The organism is Cupriavidus basilensis (assembly GCF_000876015.1).
GTDB lineage: Bacteria > Pseudomonadota > Gammaproteobacteria > Burkholderiales > Burkholderiaceae > Cupriavidus > Cupriavidus basilensis_B.
The window spans coordinates 68,356-85,939 of record NZ_BBQM01000014.1 but is presented as its reverse complement, the minus strand read 5'-3'; the positions used below and the strand labels follow the sequence as shown (position 1 = coordinate 85,939).

Genomic DNA, 17,584 nt, shown 5'->3' with positions numbered 1-17,584 from the left:
GGCCGACAGCCGCCACAGACAAGCGCAGGGCCTCAGCGCGCCATCAGCGAGCCCATAGCGCCCGCGCCACCGCGTCGCCCGCCGCGCCGCCGCCGAACACGCGCTGGCCGATGACGAAGCCGAGCTCGCGGTAGCTCTCCCACTGCGCCTCGTCGAAGAACTGGTCGCTGGTGGGCTCCTGCGGGAAGGCCGGATGGCTGGCGCCGTATTGCCGCACGTCGGCCGGCGCGCCGGCGAGCGGGCACGGCTTGAGCAGCACGATGCGCGCGACCGGGCTGCGCGCGGCGGCGGGCTCGCCGGCGCGATAGACGTTGAGCAGCAGCGCACACTTGTCACCGGTTTTGTCGCCGGTTTTGTCGCCAGCTTCGTTGCTGCCCGCGCCGCGCGCCTGCGGCGGGAAATCCGCGGGCGTGCCGAACACGCCGCCGAGCAGCGGGTCCTCGGCGGCGGCACCATCGACCACGATCTCCAGCCCCAGGTCGATGCGCGCCAGCCGGATCAGGTTGGCGAGGTCGCCGAACTGGTAGCGCGGGTCCGCCCCGCAATCGCACAGCACGATCAGCGACACCCGGCGCTCCGGGCGCAGCAGCTCGTAGACCGCGGTGTTCTCGAAGTGGCCGCCGTCGGACAGGTATTGCCAGCCGCGGTGGGTGCCGTGGAAGCGCGCGCTCAACTCGCACGCCAGGTAGTACTGCGTGCGGAACAGCGAAATGCACGCGCCCAGCCACGGCCTGCCGGGCCGGTCGGCCTGCACGCGGTCGCGCTCGGCGCCGCCGGCGCGCGGCGCGCTGCCGGCATCGAGCGGATAGGACGGCCACCACGTGCCCAGGCGCAGGTTGGCCAGCCCCAGCAGCAGCGAGGTGCCGAGCGTGGTGGAGCGCCCCAGGCCGGTGGAGATGGCCGCGCCCGAGGTGGCGATCCAGTCGCCCAGCGTGCGCGACTGCGCCAGCTCGCTGCCGCCAGCCTTGTGCGTCTCCGGAAAGAAGCGCTGGCCGTCCACGGTGAAGCGCACGAAGGCATCGGGCGGCAGCCCGCGCGCGGCGGTGGGCGGCAGCGTGAACGGCCCCGGCGCGATGCACAGCGGCTTGCCCTTGCGGTCGCGCTGCACCAGTTGCTCGGCCGGGTCCACGGTCAGGTTGAGCGTGACGTTGATCAGGTGCAGCGGCGCCAGCATGGCGGGATCGTAGTAGGCGTTGAGGCTCAGCGCGTCGCCCTCGGCCGGCTCGGCCACGCTCAGGCGCGCGCGCTGCGCGGCGTGCTGCCGCGCGGCGGACCCGGCGCCGGCGGGCGGCGCGAAGCGCTGACCGTTGGAGCCGCCCAGGTAGGCGCGCGTGAGCCGCGCCGAGTAGAACTGCTGCAGCGTGGACAGATTGAGGAAACCGGCGAAGCGCCCGGCGATCAGCGTGAGCCCGAGCGCCAGCGCGCTCAGCGTGCCCAGCACGGGCGTGGTGTAGGCATTGCCGAACACCAGCCAGTCGACCGGCTCGGCGCCGTTCCAGCGCACCCACAGCACCAGCCACGACCACAGCACGAACACCAGCAGCGCCAGCACGGCGGCGGCGCTGCCGGCCAGCAGCGACACCGGCAGGCGCGCCAGCGCGGCCACGATGCCGCCCTTGCCCGCGCCGCCCTCGCCCTTGCCGTCGAGCATGCCGGCGCCGTAGCGCACCAGCCAGACCAGGGCGCCGAGCGCGCCGGCCGGGCCGAGCGCGCCCCACGGATGGCCGCTGGACTGCGTGTACAGGTAGAACGTGCGCGCCACGGTGTCCGCCACGCCCAGCGCCGCCAGCCACAGCACGATGCCGACCGCGCCGCTCAGCGCGCGCGTGGCGCGCACGCGGTAGGCCTGCACCGTGGCGGGCGGCTCGCGGCACAGGACGAAGCAGCAGGCCACGCCGAGCCAGCACAGCACGCCCGCGCCGAGCAGCAGGCAGGACACCACGAGGCCCGGCCCGAGCCAGTGCAGCCACGCCGCCAGCCCCAGCATCGCCGCGCCCGCCAGCGCGGCCAGCCGCGTGGCGAGGCTGTCGAAGCGCAGCGCCGGCTGCGCCTCGCCGGCGCGCGGGTAGACCAGCCAGTACGCCACCGCGGGCGGCACCGCCAGCAGCAGCAGCGCCGCCAGCGGCAGCCACAGCAGCTCGCTCCACCAGATCGCCATGCCGCCTTCGTTGAACACCTGGCGCGCGTCGTGCAGCAGGTCCATCTGGTGCCGGCCCAGGCCGATCCAGCAGCCCACGGCAAGATGGCGCAGCAGGGCCAGCACCGCCAGCAGCAACAGCAACGCGCTGCCGATCACGTACTGCATGGCGAACCAGTTGCGCACCACCAGCGCGGCCGCGTAGAGCGAATCGCCGCCGCCGGACGGGGTCAGGTAGCGCCCGTTCTCGCGCAGCCACGCCACCGCCGCGCGGCCGGGCTCGGCGGCATAGGACACCGAGGAACGGATGCGCCCGGGCGGCTCCTGCTCCAGCGTGCGGTAGGCCAGCGCCGCGGCCTCGGCGGCGCTGGTGCCGGGCTTCAGGCGCCCGGGCACGAACAGGCTGCAGAAGAAGGCGCCGAGGTAGCCGCCGCCGCTGACGGTGGAGAGGTAGTCGAACTGGCCGAGCAGCGCGGCGGTGGCCGGCGCGGGGGCCGGCGCGATGGCGTCGGGGCCGTCGCCTTCCTGTACGTCGGCGGGCGCGGCGCCGGGCGGCGGCGCCCGCCCGGCCAGTTGCGGCGGCGGCGCCTTGGCCAGCGCCTGCATCACGCCCAGGCAGAAGGTGGCGCTGCGGATGCCGCCGCCCGACAGCGCCAGCGCCCAGTTGCCCTCGCCGTCGCGCGCGCGCCGGGGAATGCCGAGCTGCCGGCGGCGCCGCGCGATGCGGGCGGGTTCATCTCCGGAAGGCTGGTCTTCGGCAGGCATGCGGCTCTCCCTCGCAGATGTCCGCCCAAGTATAGGCGGCGCCACGGCGGGTGGCGGCGCGAAGTGCCGGGCGGGCCGCCCGCGCCGGCGCGGGGCGGCATGAAGCGGCCCAAGACAGCATGAAAGCGTGATGCGGTACAGCGCGCCGCTTCCGTTCGGCAGCCCACCAAGCGGGCATGTTCAGCCTGTGCGCTTCGGTGTATGGTTGCGCACCTGATGCGGTCCCTGCCCCAGTGGCTATTCTTTTTGCATGACGTCCTGCCCGAATGCTCCCGCCGGCGCGCTGCTGCCGCGCTGCCTGTCCATCTTCGCCGCCTGCGCCGCGCTGGCGGCCCTGCCGGGCTGCGAGCGCGAGGCGGGCACGCCGGCCGCCCCGGCGCCGGCCTCCGCCGCGCAGGCCGCGCGCGACGGCGATGCCACGCCGCCCGATGACGCGCCCGCCTTCGCCCCCGCGCCGCTGGCGCGCCCGCTGGTGGCGCTGCGCGGGCTGACCAGCATGGCGGACGTGCAGGCGGCCTGGGGCAAGCCGCCCGAGATCACGCCCAACCAGGAGGAATGCGGCACGGCGCTAGACGAAGAGCACCTCATGGACTACCGCTACCCGGACGCGCTGATCGAGGTGGGCCGCAGCGGCGACGCCGTGATCCGCGCGCTGCACGGCATCCCGGCGGGCCTGACGCTCAAGCTCGAAGGCCGCGACATCACCGCCGCCACCACGCTGGGCCAGCTCGACGCGGCGCTGCGCCGGAACCCGCACTGGAAGATGGCCGAGGCGCCCGGCAAGGTGCGCAGCCCGTCCGACCGCGACGAGGGCGACCCGCTCGAGCACCTGGACTACACCACGCTGTACACGCTGGACGGCGACGGCGACCAGTACCGCCTGTATTTCCTCGGCGAACGGCTGGTCGGTTACGCCTACTGGGTCGGCTGCTAGAACCGCGCTCAGGAAGCGCGCGGCGCGGGTTCCTGGGCCAGGTCTTCCACGGCGGAGGCGCTGTCCTGCAGGCGCTTCCATTCGTCGAAGCCGCCGGCCAGCGCCCAGGTGTTGAGGTAGCCCGCGGCCTGCAGCCGCTCGGCGAGGATCGCGGCGGACACCTCGTTCGGGCACGCGCAGTAGATGACGATCTCGGTGGTCACGGGATGCGCCGCCAGCATCTCCAGCGGCGCGTGCAGGTCCATCGTCATGGCGCCGGGAATGCGCTCCTCGGCGCTGCTGCGCACGTCGAGCACGAGCGGGCCGCGCTCGCCGCCGCGGCGCGACTCCAGTTCCTCGACCGTCATGCGGCGCACGCGGCGGGTGCGCCGCAGCAAGCGCACGCGCCGCACGAACTTGTACGCCACGAAGGCCGCGAACGCGCCCACCACCGCCATCACCGCCACCGGGCCGTAGGTGCTGAAGGCGAGCAGGATCACTTCCACGAAATCGGTAAACACGATGCCGATCAGCAGCGCGCCGCCGGCCCACACCAGCGCGCCCAGCGCGTCGTAGAACAGGAATACCGGGAACGGCGTGGCGGTCATGCCGGCCATCGCCGTGGACAGCGCGCCCGCGCCGGGCAGCAGCTTGGCGAACACCAGCGAGCGCGGGCCCACGCGCAGGTAGAGCGACTGGGTCTGGCGGATGCAGCTGTCGGGCGAGATCGAGACGCGGCAGATGGTGCGCAGCATCGGCTGGCCCAGCCGCTTGCCGGCGAAATACCACGCGGTGTCGGCGATCAGGCAGGCCACGATGACCGCCGCCAGCACCACGCCGATCGACGGGCCGGTCTCGCGCATGCCGAGCGCGCCGGCCACGAACAGCATGGGCACGGCCGGCACCGGCAGCCCGGCCTGCTCGGCCAGCACATTGAGAAACACCAGCACCACGCCGTGATTCTCCAGCAAGGTCTTCAGTTCGCCCACACCGCCCACGCCACGCTCCGCGTCATTGCCTGCCCAAGATCTCTGGCGGCGCGCACGGGATGTCCGCGCCGGCGGGCATAGGCGCTAGTGTGCCACCACCGCGCCACGCATGCGGGCGCCGTCTTGCATGGTTGCCTCAAAATCCCTGAAGCCACGCCGCGCTGACTTTTCCGCGGGCAGCAGGCATCATGTCGGCTCCCGTTATCATGCACGTTCCATTCACCTCCCGCCCCCGGAGCCACGCATGCCCGCCGACCCCGCCCTGCAAGACCAGCTGATCGCGCGTTTCGGCCTGCGGGCGCATCCCGAGGGCGGCTACTACCGCGAAACGCACCGCGACGGCGCGCGCGTGGCGCGCGAAGGCGCCGGCGGCGCGGCCACGCATGCCGCCTCCACGGCGATCTACTATCTGCTGTGCGAGCGGGCGTACTCGGCGTGGCACCGCATCCGCGCCGACGAGGTCTGGCACTTCTACGCCGGCTGCCCGCTCCACGTGCACGTGCTGGAGGCGGACGGCAGCCTGACCACGCACCGGCTCGGCAACGCGCTCGAACATGGCGACGCGGTGTTCCAGGCGGTGGTGAAGGCGGGCTGCTGGTTCGCCGCCGAGCGCAGCGACCCGGACGGCTTCTCGCTGGTCGGTTGCACGGTGGCGCCCGGCTTCGAGTTCAGCGAGTTCGAGCTGGCCGACGCCGCCAGCCTGCGGGCCGCGTACCCGCGGCACGCGGCGCTGATCGCGCGGCTGGCGCCGGCCGCGCCGGGCTGAGCCGGCTACCCTCGACGATTGCCCACGACGTTCCCGCAGCGATTCCAACGATTCCCAACCCGCCGTACTTTCCCGAGAGCCTTGTCCATGAAATGGTTGTCCCTTGCAGCGGTCGCGCTGGTGGCGCTGGAGCACGTCTACATCATGGTGCTGGAGATGTTCCTGTGGGACAGGCCGCGCGGCCTGCGCGCGTTCGGGCTGACGCAGGAATTCGCCACCGCCACGCGGGCGCTGGCGGCCAACCAGGGCCTCTACAACGGCTTTCTCGCCGCCGGCCTGCTGTGGGGGCTGGCCGGCGCGGCGGTGCCGGTGCAGCTGTTCTTCCTGGGCTGCGTGCTGGTGGCCGGAGTGTTCGGCGCCTTTACGGCCAACCGGCGCATCCTGTGGCTGCAGGCCGTGCCGGCGGCGGTGGCCATCGCGCTGGTGCTGCTGGCCCGCTGAAGGTCCGCCGAAGACCCGCTGAAGACCCGCTGAAGACCCGCGCGGCTTCAGCCCGGGCGGCGGTATTCGTTCTCGATCCAGTCCGCGGCGCTGGCCTTGCTCAGCTTGAACGCGGGCGACACGCGCACCTGGGCCAGCTCCTCGCCGAGCTCGTCGCGGGCGCGCAGCACGGCGTAGGGATTGTCCTCGTCGGGCACGATGTCGAGCGTCACGGCAATGCGCGCGGTGTCGGTGTCCACCAGCACGCTCTTGTGCAGCATGGCGTGCAATTGCTGCTCGTGGCGGCGCAGCACCTCGGAGGCGGTCTTGACCAGCGTGGAGAACGCGCCGGCGTCGAGCGGCTTGGGGTTCTTCTTGTCGCGGCCCATCGTCCACGGGCCGACCAGGGCGGGCTCCGGCTCGCCGTCCTTGATCATGGCCACGGCCCAGCCGTCGTCGTCCTCGTTCTTGAGTACGCGGGCGGTCCAGCCGTCGGCGCGCCACAGGCGCGCTTCCTGGATCTTGTCGGCGTCATCCGCGGCTTGGTCGCCGGACGGTTCGGGCTGGTCGGTCATGGCAGGATCGGCATGGGAAACAAGGGCGCGATTCTACCCGCCCCGGCGCGGACCCGGCATTGAGCCTTGTCCGATACTTCGATCCCCTCCGAAGTTGTATTCAATGTCTTGATGTGCCGTCCTATGCTGGAGGCGTCGCCAAGACCCCCGTCTTGATGGCACCCTTCGATGTCGCCGCCACCTTGGGACGGCGACGTTTTTTTTCCCGCCGCGCGGGCCGCGGGCACCATTGCGAGGCGGCGCGCACAAGAAAAGCGCTGGCCCGGTGGGCCGAGGGGGTTTAAGATGCGCGATTATCGAACGACATGCGCGCAATCGCCCAATGGACGCCTCCCTTCCGAGCAGCCCTGGCCAGGCACCGGCCGCCACTGTCCGCGTCGCCCGTCCCCAGGCCGACCTTCTCAACAGCTTCTCCGGCGACCCCAACTTCATGCTGTCGCTGGCGCGCGGCCTGAGCGTGCTCGAGGCTTTCTCCGAACGTAAGCGCCCGCTGACCATCTCCCAGGTGGCGCAGCGCACGCAGTTGTCGCGGGCCTCGGTGCGGCGTTGCCTGTACACGCTGGAGCAGCTCGGCTACGTCAGCCAGCAGGGCGGCCAGTTCGCGCTGCGCCCGCGCGTGCTGCACCTGGGGCATGCGTATTTCTCGTCCACCGCGCTGGTGTCGCTGGCCCAGCCCATCCTCGACGGCCTCAGCGCGCGCATCCAGCAGACCTCGGCGCTGGCCATCCTCGACGACACCGACATCCTGTACCTGGTGCGCTCCGAAGTGCAGCGCGTGCTCACTTATTCACTCGGCATGGGCAGCCGGCTGCCGGCCTACTGCACCTCGATCGGGCGCCTGCTGCTAGCGCACCTGGCCGAGCCGGCGCTGGAAGATTTCTTCGACCGCGTGGACCTGCGCCCGCGCACCTTGCAGACCAAGATCTCGCGGCCCGAGCTGGAAACCAGCTTCGCCAACGCGCGCGAGCTGGACTACGTGGTGGTGGACGAGGAACTGGAACCCGGCCTGCGCGCCATCGCGGTGCCGGTGCGCGGGATTTCCGGCAGCGTGATGGCCGGCATCAGCGTCAGCATGAAGGCCACGCAGGTGTCCGAGGCGGAAATGGTCACGCGGCTGCTGCCGCCGATGCGCGAGGCCGCGGTGGCCATCGGCAAGCTGATCGCCGCGTAGGCGGCTGGAAGGGGCTGAAAGGGGCTGAAACGTCTGGAACGGCGGGCAACGCGCCCGCCGCTTGCCGCCGCGCTCAGCCGCGGCTGGCGAGCTCCAGCGAGAACACCAGGCGCTGCAGGAAATTCTCCATGCGGCCGTCGAGATTGGCGAAGGCGCAGCCGAAGTGGTGCAGGGCGCTGTCGTCGCGCCCGGCCAGCCAGTGGCCCACCACCTGCAGGTTCAGATCGACCTTGCCCAGCGGGCCGAAGTCCAGCCGGGCGCCGGATACCGTGGTGCCGACCGGCAGGCGCGTGGCATCCACCGTCTTGGAGCGCAGGCCCACGCCGGACAGCGAGAGGTCGGCGATGTCGAGCTTGAGCTGGGCGCCGTCGGGCATCTTGATGCTGCAGCTATGCCCCTTGGTGAGCAGGGTGCGCGCGCGGAAATGGCGGCGGCGCTGCAGGTGATACATCTTCTCCGGGAACGGCGCGATGAAGGCGGGCGCCCCCTGGAACTCGGTGGCCTCGGGCGCGCCGATCACGAAATTCACGGGCACGCCGCGCAGCGAAGCGGAAAACGCATTCTCGCTGGAGGCCATCAAGGCCTGGCGCTCCGGCTCGGTGCGGCACCAGTCGAAGATGAAGGTGCGGCTGGCCGGATCCACGTGCAGGACGGTGGTGACCATCTCATGCGCGGTGCGTGCGCGCACGTTGACGATGCATTTCTGCCACGCCAGATCGCGCAGCACGGTGCCGATCTGCGAGGAGTGGGTGAGGCGGTAGCGATCGTCCGACGACGCGCCCGCGTCCTGATCGGATTGCTCCGAGGAATCTTGGAGACTCATGAAATCACGCAAACGTCTTGAGGGGCCTGCGTCGCGCCAGAGTGGCTTGCGACGGAAAACGGGCTGACCCGCGCGCGAGGTGCGGGCGTCAGCGCCGCAGCATGTTAAGCGCGGCGCCTGTCGCTGCGCAAGCTCTTGTTGGTTCAACGGCGAAGTGTGGCAAAACTTAAGCCAGACTTCCGTGGGGTGGCCGTCCGGCGGCGTTCGGGCACTGCCGGTGCGTGCGGCCCGCCCGCGTGCGCGTGGCGCGGGTGCCGGCGCGGTCACTCCCGCGAGCCCCGCAACCCGGCCCGGACGCCGCGGCGTTTACGCTTGCTGCGCCAGCGCGTAGGCGCGGCGGCACACGTGCTGCGCGCCGTCGGCCAGCAGGTGACTCTGGTAGAGCACGAAGCGCCCGACCGCGAACGGCGCGCCGGCCAGTTCCGCCTGCGCGGCGCGCCACGCCTGCAGCACGGCGTCCGGCACGGGCTGCATGCTGCGCGCGAGCGTGATGTGCGGCAGGAAGCCGGCATGGCGGCGATGCCCCGCCGCCGCTGGCGGGGCGGTGCCCTCGTCGCCGCAACTATCCAGGGCCTGCCCGACGGCGGCGTGCAGCGCGTCGAGCGCGGCGCTGCGCGCGACGCCGGCCCACAGCACGCTGGCGCGGCGCCCGCGAAAACAGCCGGCCTGCTGCACGGTCAGCGTGAACGCCGCGCACGCGACCCGCGCCAGCGCCTGTTCGACGCGCTGCGCGGCGGCCTCGTCGCGCTCGCCGAGAAAACGCAGCGTGAGGTGGACCTGATGCGGCGCCGCCAGGCGCATGCCCGCCGCGCGCGGCACGCGCGCGAGCAGTGCGCCGGCCAGTGCCGCGGGGACTTCGATTGCCACGAACAGGCGTGCCATCGGCTCGATCTTTTTCAAGGTGCCCGGCGCCGGGCACCAGCCGGGCATCAGCCCGCCAACTAGCCGGCCATCATGCGCGGCTCGCCGCCGGCCGGCACGAAGCGCCGCTGCCGCATCCACTTGGTGACGACCCATTTCTCGCCGGCCCGCACCGGCGCGCCCGTGTGCAGGGTCCTGCCGTCGAGCTGGCCGGCCGCATCGCAATACTCAAAATACACCGCATTGCCCTTGCGCGGCGAAACCGCGTAGCCGATCTCGGGAAACGCGGTCTCGCCGCCGGCCTCGACGTCGTTGAGATACACCACCAGCGTGCTCACGCGCTGGCCGCTGCGCGCCAGCGAAGCCTGGTTGGCCGCGTTGGTCGGCATCAGGAAGTCGTAGTGCGGCGAGCTTTGCGCACCCACGCCGTAGCGCAGCACCTGCAGGCCCTCGCCGTTCTCCACCGGCAGCCGCATCAGCGCGGAGATGCGCTGGTCGAGGCGCGCCACCAGCGCGTTTTCCTGCAGGCGGAAGAACATGCCGTGGCTGGTGCGCCCCTCGCTCACCACGGTGAAGCCGGTCGAGGGATCGACCGTGGTGGACGGCGCCAGGCGCGGCTGCGCCATCGCCACCAGCGCGTCGCACTCGTCGTGGCTCAGCACGCCCTCGAGCACGGCAACGATCGGCTGGTCCATGCGCGACAGCACGCGCACGTCGCGGTCGGCGGCGCGCAGCAGCGTGCCTTGCGCCAGGCGCGGGCCGCCCGCCGCGGCCGGCACTGCGCGGCTCACGGTGATGCTGTCGCGCGGCGCGGGCGTGCCCTCGCGCCGCGCGCGCGCGAAGGCCGCCACCAGCTCGCGCGCCACCAGCGGATCGTAGCCCTGCGAGGCCAGCGCCTGCGCCATGTGGTCGGGCGCGCCGCCGCGTTGCAGTCCCTGCGTGATCCAGTCGCGCAGGGCGGGAGGGAAGTGGATGGTGGCGAGCGTGGTTTCTGGCATGGCGGAAAAATGAGGAAACGGGCGCCGCGCGGCGGCGAATGCCGGCAGCGGCCCGGTCCGGGTCAGATCAGGTCGTCGTTCGGGAGCCAGCCGTGCGGCGTCAGGTGGAAGCCTTCACGCAGCTGCATGGTCCCGCTGCCTTCGATCACGCGCGCGGCCATCGGAAAGGCGCGCAGCGCTTCCGGCGTGCGCATCCACGGCGCGGCATCGAGCTTGTAGGTGAACATCACCGCCGTCTGGGTCTTGCCGTCGAACGTGCGCGGCGGCTCCCAGCCGATCACCTTGTCGAGCGTCAGCTTGGCCACGCACAGGTCGCCCGCATGCGTGACCTTCCCGCCGTCCGGGGCCGGAATCTGGACCGGCTGGCGCAGGTAGAATTTCTGGCCCTCCGCGGACAGCGCGTATTGCCGCACCTTCTTCTGCACGGTGCCGTCCTCGTTCTTGTAGTCGACCATCGCGTCCTTGGCGGTGACGATGCCGAGTTTCTCGAGCACCGGCATCTGCACCGCGTCGCGCTCGGTGATGGGGCCATCCTTGTATTCGACGTTTACCGGCCAGTCGTACTTCGCCAGGCACAGGTTGCCCTTGTGCGCGAGATAGTCGTTCAGCGCGGCGGCGAAGGTTGCCTGGTCGGTCTTGGCCGCCTCCTCGGCGGTCTTCGCCTGGTTGCACGCGGCCAGTGCGGTGGCAAGGCCCAGCACGCATATGGCGCGCGCCATGTTTCGGTTCCAGGTCGGGCAGTACGTCATGAAAATGGTCCATTCAGTTGATCGGGATTGCGGGAGCGGCGTCATGCCGCCCCGCCGCAAACGCCGGGCCGCGCGTTGCCGCGCGGCGCCGGGGATCGCGTCAATTCACGCAGGCGCCGCTGGTCGGCGGGTTGGCCGGCGGCTTGTAGCCGTCGGTCAGCGTGCCGAGAAAGCACACGAGATCCTGCACGTCCTGCTCGGACATCGGCGTCGGCGAGCCGGGGGCCCGGCCGTCGAGCGGCATCTGCGTGTCGATGTTGCCGACGTAGGCCGCCGGCAGGTCGTCGAACTTCTGCACGGTGCCGCCGACGTACTGCGTCGTGATCAGGCCGTAGGTCGGGAAGCTGGCGTCCGGCGTGGCCTTCGGCGTGCCGCCGATCGTCGGATACCAGAGCTCGGGATTGGTGTCCCGCGTGTTGTAGAAGCGCACCAGCTGCGTCAGCGAATGGATCACGCCATTGTGGAAGAACGCCTGGCGCGTCGCCGAATTGCGCACCGTCGGCGCCTTGAACATGCCGCAGAACGCATTGGCCGCGCCCGGGGAAGCGGGCAGGTGGTCGGTCCGGGCCGGGCCGCAGACACCCATGTCGAAATAGCCCGCAGTGGCGTTCGCCGGGATCTCCGGGTTGCGCGGCACGCTGATCGCCTCGTACGAGAAGTCGGTAAACAACGCGCTGCTGCCGTTGAAGCCCGCGCCCTGGTAGTGGCACGAGGCGCAGTTGCCGCGGTTCGCGTCGGTGAACACGGCAAGGCCGCGCTGCTCCGCCGCCGTCAGCTGCCCGCCGATCTTGTTGCCCGCCCACAGGTCGAACTTGCTGCTGTACGGGTGGAAGCTCGGGTCTTCGCGCTGGTACGCCTGGAGCGCGGCGGTGATGTTGTCGAACGCCGCGTTGGTGTCGCTGAAGCCGTTGTCGCCGTATGCCTGCAGGTAGAGCGGCGCGTACGATGCCGCCTTCACCTTCGTCACCACGTCGGCGGGCGAGGCATTGTCCATCTCGACGGGATCGAGCAGGGGCAGCTTGGCCTGGTCGGCGAGCGTGGCCGCGCGCCCGTCCCACGTGAAGCCACCGCCCGGCCCGGGCACGCTGATGCCGTCCGGGTTGTCGAGCAGGTCGGAGTAGGGGGGCGTGTTGTCCTTGTAGCGCAGCGACGGCACCGCGCGCACGCCGGCCGACGCCAGGGCGGGGCCACCGAGCTGGACCGCGAGATTGTTCGGCGGGCCGTATGCGTAATTCGGATCGTGGCAGGTCGCGCACGACATCTTGCCGGAGCCCGACAACGTGCGGTCGAAGAAAAGCTGCTTGCCGAGCTGTGCCGCGAGGCTCAGCGCCGGCGTGCTCGGGGTGCCGGCCGCGGGTCCGCTCGGGCCGGTCGAAGGGTCGTTGCTGCCGGTCGTCGCGCCACTGCCGTCGCCGCCGCCACAGGCGGCCAGCATCAGCGAAAGCATGCACATGGCACCAGCCAAGAGCTTGCGCATGGTGAGTTCCTTTTGCGAGGTACGTCGGCCCCTGGGTTTGCCAGGCGTGCCGGGAAAGTCGATGTGAAGCGCTGGAACACGAATGGCCGGCGGCGGCTGGTCCTGCCCGCCGCCGCCGGCCCCGGGGCCGCGATGATGCGGCACGGCCGCTGCTGCCGCCGTGCCGCGCCCGCGCGGGCCGCGCCTTACTTGATTGCCCAGACGTTGGTCTGGTTGCCGTCCGGACCCACCTGCGCCGCCGTGTTCACGTCGGAAGACTGCTTCGCGGTATAGGTCGCCGGGATCTTGTACGCATGGTTCATCGGGCGGACCGAGTCGAAGTGCGTATCGGCGCTACCCGCGTACTCCGGCAGGTTCAGGATGTTCTGCGCAATGAACTTCTCGGTGTACTTCGAGCGGTTCATGTACGAGGTATCGACCTGCGGATCGGCGATCTGGAACATGTCCTGCAGCGTGCGGACGAACGAGAAGTGGCTGTAGGCGTCGCTGTCGACCACGTGCTTGGGCGCGTCCGGCTGGTTGGTCAGCACCGCGTAGACCGATTCGCCGTGGCCGCGATTGCCGAGCGTGTAGTTGGCGATCGTCGAATCCACCGAGAACGTGCCGTCGGCATTCTGCTTCAGCGGATTGGCCAGCGTGCCGTTGGACGGGTTCCAGCCGCAGCACGAATTGAAGCCGGAGGTGGCCGTGCCTTCGTCGAACATCAGCACGATGGCAACCTTCTTCTGCCGGTTTGCCCAGAGCGGCGAGGACTGGATCTTGGTCACGAGCTTCTGCACGAAGTTGTCGCCGCGCGTGATGATCGCGTTGCCGCCGCAATCGCTCGCGGTGACGGTGCCGTCCGCCGTCTTCACCGTGATGCTGTGCATGTCGTCGCACTGGTCGGGCATCAGGAAGTTCAGGTTGCCGACGTCGCCGCTTTGCAGGTCGGCGCCGAGCTGGTCGACCACGTAGTTGGACGGGACCGTGTAGTCGGAGCTGTTCTTCAGCGCCGCATCCCACTGGCCGCCGCCGAGCGTGCGGTTGCTGAACTTCCATTCCGGCGCGCTGCGCACGTTCTGGTAAGCCATGCCCGGATGGTGCTTGGTCTTGTACAGGCCGGCCGGCATCGGCAGGATGGCCGTCGAACTGCCGACCTGCGTGGCGTTGCCGTTGAGCGTGCCCGGCGGGTAGACGTTGTCGGGCGCGGTAACGGCCGCGTCGGCGACGCTGTCGGTACGGAAGTCCTGGCCCGGGTTCATCGACTCGCTATAGGTGCGCCACGTCATGCCGGAAGCCGTGATCGCGTTGAACAGGTTCGGGTGGCCGACGATGTTGTGGTTGACGTTCGGCGTCGAGGTGCAGGTGGCCGAAAACGGCGACTTGGCCAGGCCGGGCTGCGTGTTGTCCGGCATCGGCGTGTCCTGCGGTGCGTTCGCGCCGGTCGCGTTGCAGTTCCACTGATTGTCGTCGGTGATGCCCCAGTCGTCGGCGCCGCCGAGCGCCGTGTAGTTCGGCTCGCTCGGGTTGCCGGTGGCGAAATAGCTGGTGAACTGGTTGCCGGCGGTCAGGTACTCGTTGATGTGGGGCGCATACGGCGAATTCAGGATGGTCTGCGTGCCCTTGTTTTCCAGCATCACGATGAAGATGTTGTCGTAACGCGGAATGCCTTCGAGGTTGAAGGCGGCCTGTTGCGCCTGCAGGAACGTGATCGGCTCGCGGGTGTCGGTGGTCGTCGCGGTGGCGGCCGTCACGTTGCCCATGCCGGTCAGTTCCGGGTCGCCGCCGGAGACGGACAGCGCGTCCGGATAGAGATCGCCCCGGTCGAACTTCTTGGTCGCGTAGGTGAAGCGGTTGGCGAGCTGGTTGGCCTCGGTCAGCAGGGCCGACTGCGTCGCGCCGGATGCCGCGTTGAGGTCCGACAGCACCGCGTCGGCGCCGACGCCGACGCGCTGGGCCAGGTTTGCCTTCTCGACGGCGTAGGTCGTGCTGTTCGCTTCGACCAGGCGCTGCACTTCGCTCGACAGCGGGCTGATCACGACGCTGCTGCCGATCTGGTCATTCACCTGCGCCAGCGATGCGCGCAGCGCGACGCGGCTGCCCACGGCGGCCCCCGTTCCGGTATTGATCGCCGACGCGCCAACGTCGGCGATCAGCGCGACCGGCGCGCTGACGCTCAGCTTGAAGGCGCCATGCGAATCGGTGGTGACCGGGTTTTCCGAGGTGTCGCACTTGCCGTTGCCGTTGGCATCGGCGCAGACCAGCGCGCCCTGATAGTAACCAGCCTTCAGCGTGGGCTGGGCCGCGCTGCCCGGAACGAAACCACTGGCGGCGACGACGCCGGCAATGGTCTGCTGGGTCTGGCTCGGGCCAGTGCCGGCGCCGGTGCCTGCGCTGGCATTGTCGTCTCCGCCGCCGCAGGCGGTCAGCACGCAGGCCGATGCGACTGCAGTCAGGATGAGAATACTGCGGGGTGATTGGAACGATGACATTCCTACTCCGGGATATGTGAGGACCTACCGTTTTTATTGAGAAGCTCGGGGGAACTGCAAGAAAATCGAGCTGTTGTGAGGCGCCGGTAGTATTGGTCGATCACATGACAGGTCGGTGTCGTGGAACCATTAAGCACTTCATGAAATGTTAAATCTTATTACACGCGTAATTACATGATATTTATGTTTATGGATGTATGGACATTTCACGCGATGAACGCCGCGCCGCGGCGGCTGGCGGGATGCGGCGCGGCGGGGACCGGCGCGCCCGGCGATGCGGATTTCTCCGCGTATTGAAGCATACGCGGCGGCCGAGGCCGATTGCATTTATTCGGCCGATGCCAGGCATCGCGGGAATTAAATCCGAATAAATGTCCTTTTTATTTCTTAATGATCTGACATTGTTCCGGCGAATAAATCGGCAAGGCGGGCCGGCGCCCTCCCGCTCATGCAAATGCCAACGCCGACTGACGCAGGATGGGCAGCGCGGTCGCCGCGGCGGTGCCCTCGAGCCGCAGCAGCGCCCGCTTGCGGTCGGTGCCGCCGGCATAGCCGGTGAGGCCGCCGCCGGCGCCCAGCACGCGGTGGCACGGCACGATCACCGAGAGCGGGTTACGGCCCACCGCGCCGCCCACGGCGCGCGCGTGCGTGGGCGGCAGGCCCAGCTCGGCGGCGAGTCCGCCGTAGGAGACGGTCTCGCCGAACGGGATCGCGCACAGGGCCTGCCACACGGCATGCTGGAACGCGCTGCCGCCCAGCGCCAGCGGCACCGTGAAGGCCCGCAGGCGCTCGGCGAAATAGTCTTCGAGCTCGCCGGCGGCCTGCTCGAAGACGGCCCGCGCGGCGGCGGGCACGGCCGCGGCCGGCGTGGCCGCCGCGGGATAGTATTTTTGCCCCACGAAGAACAGCCCGCTCAGGCGGGCCTCGTCGGCGCGCAGCAGCACGTCGCCGAGCGGGCTGGGGATGATGCGGTAGGCAATCATGGCGTGTCCTTTTTCTCTGCCTTTTCCTGGCCGGCCGGCGCCGGCTCCTTGCGTTCCTCATAACGCCGCCACAGGTGGATGGCGGCGTAGGCCCGCCACGGGGCCCACTGCGCGGCGTGCTGCTTCATGGCGCGCACGGTGGCGATGCCGAGCACCTTGCGCAGCGCGTAGTCGGTGCCGGGAAACGCGTCCGGCCAGCCCAGCGCGCGCATCGCCACGTATTGCGCGGTCCAGTCGCCCACGCCTTCGATCGCGCACAGGCGCGCGATGGTTTCCTCGGGCGCGGCGCTCGGGTCAAGCTTCAGTTCGCCGGCCGCGACGCGGCTGGCGATGGCGCGGATGGCGCGGCCCTTGGCCAGCGGGATGCCGATCTCGCGCAGCGCTTCGGGCGTGACCTGCGCCAGCGCGGCGGCACTCGGGAAGCCATGGCGCAGGCCCGGCGCGGGCTGCGCCAGCGCGGGGCCGTGATGCGCGGCCAGGCGCGCCAGCAGCGTGCGCGCGTGCCTGACCGAGATCACCTGGCCCACCACCGCGCGCACGGCGATCTCGAAGCCGTCCACCGCGCCGGGCAGGCGCATGCCGGGCGCCTCGGCGGCGAGCGGGCCGAGGTGGCGGTCCACCACGTCGGGCCGGCAGCCCAGGTCGCACAGCCGGCGCACGCGCCCCAGCGCTTGCGGAATCACGTGCGCGAGCGTGCCGGACAGCGCCACGCGCACCACGTGGCGGCGCGGCACGTGCTCGAGCCGCAGCCAGCCCAGGTGCGTGGCGCCGCCGCTGTCGATGGCCAGCGTGCGCGCGTAGGTGCCGTCGCCGAGCTGCTCGATGCCGTCCACGGCGCGCACGCCGACAAACTGCAGCCACGCGGCCCAGGCCAGCGGCGGGCGGTATCCGAGCTCGAACACGAGCTCGTCGGCCACGTTGTCGGCGGCGCGCCTGCGCATGGCCAGCGGCGTGAGTCCGTAGCGCGTCTTGAGCACGTCGTTGAAGCGCCGCACGCTGCCGAAGCCGGCGGCATGCGCGACATCCGTCACCGTCAGCGCGGTGTCGGTCAGCAGGCGCTTGGCCAGCAGCAGCCGCTGGGTCTGCGCGTATTCCAGCACCGAGACGCCGAACTGCGCGTCGAACAGCCGGCGCAGGTGGCGCTCGGTGACGCCGATGCGCGCGGCCAGCGCGGCCACGCCGGCGTCCACCATGAAGCCTTCGTCGATCAGCGTGGCGGCGGCCTGGGCCAGCCGCCCGGACAGGTCCGACAGGCCGTGCCCCGGCGCCAACTCCGGCCGGCAGCGCAGGCACGGGCGGAAGCCGCGCTTCTCGGCCGCCGCCGCGGTCTCGTAGAACGTGCAGTTCTCGCGCTTGGGCGTGCGCACCGCGCATACCGGCCGGCAATAGACCCCGGTGGACGACACGCCCACGAAGAAGCGCCCGTCGAAGCGGCGGTCGTGCGAGGCCACGGCCTTGTAGCAGGTGTCCGGATCGAGTTTCATAG

Annotated in this window: 15 protein-coding genes; 4 read left to right on the top strand and 11 right to left on the bottom strand. The window is 70.6% G+C overall.

Translation table 11 applies throughout. The features are described 5' to 3' along the window. Positions 1-43 precede the first annotated feature (43 nt). Complete coding sequence (locus tag KF708C_RS13025) at positions 44-2,902, bottom strand: hypothetical protein (RefSeq protein WP_059412094.1); 2,859 nt, start codon at positions 2,900-2,902, stop codon at positions 44-46. Between the two features lie 250 nt (positions 2,903-3,152). Between KF708C_RS13025 and KF708C_RS13020 the strand changes: the two genes are divergently transcribed. Further along, positions 3,153-3,836 (top strand): hypothetical protein, encoded by a 684-nt coding sequence (locus tag KF708C_RS13020; protein ID WP_059412093.1) that lies wholly within the window; start codon positions 3,153-3,155, stop codon positions 3,834-3,836. Positions 3,837-3,844: 8 nt separating this feature from the next. On the opposite strand, the gene KF708C_RS13015 is transcribed toward KF708C_RS13020, so the two are convergent. Next, positions 3,845-4,804: a VTT domain-containing protein gene (locus tag KF708C_RS13015; RefSeq protein ID WP_020202465.1), complete on the bottom strand. Its 960-nt coding sequence runs from the start codon at positions 4,802-4,804 to the stop codon at positions 3,845-3,847. Between the two features lie 244 nt (positions 4,805-5,048). Between KF708C_RS13015 and KF708C_RS13010 the strand changes: the two genes are divergently transcribed. Together KF708C_RS13010 and KF708C_RS13005 are read left to right on the top strand one after the other, a co-directional pair. After that, positions 5,049-5,570 carry a cupin domain-containing protein gene (locus tag KF708C_RS13010; protein WP_020202464.1) on the top strand — a complete coding sequence of 174 codons (522 nt, stop codon included), beginning with the start codon at positions 5,049-5,051 and terminating at the stop codon, positions 5,568-5,570. A gap of 87 nt (positions 5,571-5,657) precedes the next feature. Further along, positions 5,658-6,011, top strand: coding sequence for a DUF1304 domain-containing protein (locus KF708C_RS13005; RefSeq protein WP_029043486.1), 354 nt, complete (start codon positions 5,658-5,660; stop codon positions 6,009-6,011). Between the two features lie 47 nt (positions 6,012-6,058). Here KF708C_RS13005 and KF708C_RS13000 read toward each other — a convergent pair whose 3' ends face one another. Beyond that, positions 6,059-6,565 (bottom strand): hypothetical protein, encoded by a 507-nt coding sequence (locus tag KF708C_RS13000; protein ID WP_020202462.1) that lies wholly within the window; start codon positions 6,563-6,565, stop codon positions 6,059-6,061. A 322-nt stretch (positions 6,566-6,887) separates the two neighbouring features. Here KF708C_RS13000 and KF708C_RS12995 point away from each other — a divergent pair, with 322 nt between their 5' ends. Continuing rightward, positions 6,888-7,736, top strand: coding sequence for an IclR family transcriptional regulator domain-containing protein (locus KF708C_RS12995; protein ID WP_029043485.1), 849 nt, complete (start codon positions 6,888-6,890; stop codon positions 7,734-7,736). A 73-nt stretch (positions 7,737-7,809) separates the two neighbouring features. Here the strand turns inward: KF708C_RS12995 and KF708C_RS12990 are convergent, their stop codons facing one another. The 8 genes from KF708C_RS12990 to KF708C_RS12955 all read right to left on the bottom strand — a co-directional run bounded on the left by KF708C_RS12990 (position 7,810) and on the right by KF708C_RS12955 (position 17,582). Beyond that, positions 7,810-8,559, bottom strand: a complete 750-nt coding sequence (locus tag KF708C_RS12990; protein WP_020202460.1) for a flagellar brake protein — start codon at positions 8,557-8,559, stop codon at positions 7,810-7,812. 306 nt (positions 8,560-8,865) lie between these two features. Then, positions 8,866-9,459 carry an RNA 2',3'-cyclic phosphodiesterase gene (gene thpR / locus KF708C_RS12985; protein WP_231586467.1) on the bottom strand — a complete coding sequence of 198 codons (594 nt, stop codon included), beginning with the start codon at positions 9,457-9,459 and terminating at the stop codon, positions 8,866-8,868. A gap of 41 nt (positions 9,460-9,500) precedes the next feature. Then, positions 9,501-10,418 (bottom strand): 2OG-Fe(II) oxygenase, encoded by a 918-nt coding sequence (locus tag KF708C_RS12980; protein WP_059412092.1) that lies wholly within the window; start codon positions 10,416-10,418, stop codon positions 9,501-9,503. Positions 10,419-10,480: 62 nt separating this feature from the next. Next, positions 10,481-11,137, bottom strand: coding sequence for a hypothetical protein (locus KF708C_RS12975; RefSeq protein ID WP_020202457.1), 657 nt, complete (start codon positions 11,135-11,137; stop codon positions 10,481-10,483). A 130-nt stretch (positions 11,138-11,267) separates the two neighbouring features. Then, positions 11,268-12,644: a cytochrome-c peroxidase gene (locus tag KF708C_RS12970; RefSeq protein ID WP_029043483.1), complete on the bottom strand. Its 1,377-nt coding sequence runs from the start codon at positions 12,642-12,644 to the stop codon at positions 11,268-11,270. Between the two features lie 185 nt (positions 12,645-12,829). After that, the gene (locus KF708C_RS12965; protein ID WP_059412091.1) at positions 12,830-15,115 is read right to left on the bottom strand and encodes an alkaline phosphatase family protein; all 2,286 of its coding nucleotides are present in this window, start codon (positions 15,113-15,115) and stop codon (positions 12,830-12,832) included. 446 nt (positions 15,116-15,561) lie between these two features. Next, positions 15,562-16,098, bottom strand: a complete 537-nt coding sequence (locus KF708C_RS12960; RefSeq protein WP_059412090.1) for a methylated-DNA--[protein]-cysteine S-methyltransferase — start codon at positions 16,096-16,098, stop codon at positions 15,562-15,564. After that, entirely contained in the window at positions 16,095-17,582 is a 1,488-nt protein-coding gene (locus tag KF708C_RS12955; protein ID WP_059412089.1) for an AlkA N-terminal domain-containing protein, read from the bottom strand. The genes KF708C_RS12960 and KF708C_RS12955 overlap by 4 nt, the downstream gene beginning before the upstream one ends. Between the last annotated feature and the right edge of the window lie 2 nt (positions 17,583-17,584).

Excerpts from the sequence above, each read along its gene's own strand:
- KF708C_RS12990 (WP_020202460.1), bottom strand. The coding sequence starts at position 8,559 with ATGAGTCTCCAAGATTCCTCGGAGCAATCCGATCAGGACGCGGGCGCG.
- KF708C_RS13020 (WP_059412093.1), top strand. The coding sequence starts at position 3,153 with ATGACGTCCTGCCCGAATGCTCCCGCCGGCGCGCTGCTGCCGCGCTGC.
- KF708C_RS13025 (WP_059412094.1), bottom strand. The coding sequence starts at position 2,902 with ATGCCTGCCGAAGACCAGCCTTCCGGAGATGAACCCGCCCGCATCGCG.
- KF708C_RS13010 (WP_020202464.1), top strand. The coding sequence starts at position 5,049 with ATGCCCGCCGACCCCGCCCTGCAAGACCAGCTGATCGCGCGTTTCGGC.
- KF708C_RS12955 (WP_059412089.1), bottom strand. The coding sequence starts at position 17,582 with ATGAAACTCGATCCGGACACCTGCTACAAGGCCGTGGCCTCGCACGAC.
- KF708C_RS13000 (WP_020202462.1), bottom strand. The coding sequence starts at position 6,565 with ATGACCGACCAGCCCGAACCGTCCGGCGACCAAGCCGCGGATGACGCC.
- KF708C_RS12980 (WP_059412092.1), bottom strand. The coding sequence starts at position 10,418 with ATGCCAGAAACCACGCTCGCCACCATCCACTTCCCTCCCGCCCTGCGC.
- KF708C_RS13005 (WP_029043486.1), top strand. The coding sequence starts at position 5,658 with ATGAAATGGTTGTCCCTTGCAGCGGTCGCGCTGGTGGCGCTGGAGCAC.
- KF708C_RS12975 (WP_020202457.1), bottom strand. The coding sequence starts at position 11,137 with ATGGCGCGCGCCATATGCGTGCTGGGCCTTGCCACCGCACTGGCCGCG.
- KF708C_RS12970 (WP_029043483.1), bottom strand. The coding sequence starts at position 12,644 with ATGCGCAAGCTCTTGGCTGGTGCCATGTGCATGCTTTCGCTGATGCTG.
- KF708C_RS12965 (WP_059412091.1), bottom strand. The coding sequence starts at position 15,115 with ATGTCATCGTTCCAATCACCCCGCAGTATTCTCATCCTGACTGCAGTC.
- KF708C_RS12960 (WP_059412090.1), bottom strand. The coding sequence starts at position 16,098 with ATGATTGCCTACCGCATCATCCCCAGCCCGCTCGGCGACGTGCTGCTG.
- KF708C_RS12995 (WP_029043485.1), top strand. The coding sequence starts at position 6,888 with ATGGACGCCTCCCTTCCGAGCAGCCCTGGCCAGGCACCGGCCGCCACT.